Origin of the sequence: Acidovorax sp. HMWF018 (genome assembly GCF_003061035.1) — a bacterium.
Taxonomy (GTDB): Bacteria; Pseudomonadota; Gammaproteobacteria; order Burkholderiales; family Burkholderiaceae_C; genus Acidovorax; species Acidovorax delafieldii.
In genome coordinates, this window is the sequence record NZ_QAIM01000295.1 from 1 (window position 1) to 1,386 (window position 1,386).

At 63.8% G+C, this 1,386-nt stretch carries 1 protein-coding gene; it reads left to right on the forward strand.

The window, feature by feature from the left end; all coding sequences use genetic code 11:
- Nucleotides 1-1,238 (forward strand): DUF1631 family protein (locus DBR23_RS10895; RefSeq protein WP_146191308.1); only part of this gene is annotated, 1,238 nt, incomplete at its 5' end.
- Nucleotides 1,239-1,386: the final 148 nt, after the last annotated feature.

The window sequence follows — 1,386 nt, forward strand, 5'->3', positions numbered from 1 at the left end:
CGACCACCTCGGGCGAGAAGGCCATCATCGAGGTGGTGGCGTTGATGTTCCAGAGCATCCTCGCAGAGGACCGGATACCGCCCGCCGTGCGGGTGTGGTTTGCCCGGCTGCAGGTGCCGGTGCTGCGTGTGGCCTTGGCTGAGCCCGAATTTTTCAGCAATCTCGACCATCCCGCCCGCAAGCTGATCGACCGCATGGGTGCCTGCGTACTCGGTTTTGACGCGACCAGCATCAATGGCAGCGCGTTGGAAGCCGAGATTCGCCGTGTGGTGCAGGTGATTGAGCAGTACCCCGAGACCGGACGCCGCGTCTTCCAGCTCGTCTATGACGAGTTCGAGAAATTCTTGGCCAAGTTCCTCACTGAAAAGCAGGTCACCTCGCGCCTGGTGAGCGTCGCCCAGCAGGTCGAGCAACGGGAAACGCTGGCGATTCAGTACACCATCGAGCTGCGCACCATGTTGCGCGACATGCCGGTGCGCGACGAGATCCGCGAGTTCCTGTTCAAGACCTGGGCCGAGGTGCTGGCGCTGTCGGCCGTGCGTGATGGCCCTCAACATGCGGACACGGTGGCCTTCAAGCGCACGGCAGCAGACCTCGTCTGGGCCGCCAGCGCCAAACCCAATCGCAGCGACCGGGCCCAGGTCATCCAGAACCTGCCCGCGCTGCTGCAACGCCTGCGCCAAGGGCTGACCCTGCTGGGCGTGAACGGCGCGGCGCAGGATGCGCAGGTCAAAGTGTTGACAGACACCCTGGCCGACGCCTTTTTGTCCAAGACGGCGTCTATTCCCCAGGCGCACATCGATGCCATGGCCAAACGCCTGGCCAACCTCGAAGACTTCATCAGTGACGCCACGCTGGGTGACATGCCGCTCAATGCGGACAACATCGAGATGATGCTGGGCATCGACGCCTCGTCCATTCACGTGATTGCTGACAACGGTGCTCCGGTGGACGATGCCATGGTGGCCTGGGCGCAGGATCTGCAGCCGGGCACCTGGTACACACTGGACCACAACGGCGCATCGGCCCAGGTGCAGTACGCCTGGCAAAGCCAGCGCAAGCAGTTGCACCTGTTTGCTGCGGTGGATGGCAGCAGTTACTTGATCCAGTTGCGCCGCCTGGCGGCGTACCTGCAGGCGGGCTTGCTGGTGGCCCAGGACGAGGAAGGGCTCACGCTGCGCGCCACGCGCGATGCCCTGGCCAAGCTGGACGCCAACCCGGAACGATTGCTGGACTGAGCCCCCGCAGGCGTTGCTCGGTGCCTGTGTGAGATCTCCTGTGAGATCGTCAACAGGCGCTTATCCGGGATGCGTGTTGGCATCCCTTGCGCCACTCTAACCCCGGGCGATCACGGAGCGATCAGCTAGCCCCTGCCGACCCGTTGAA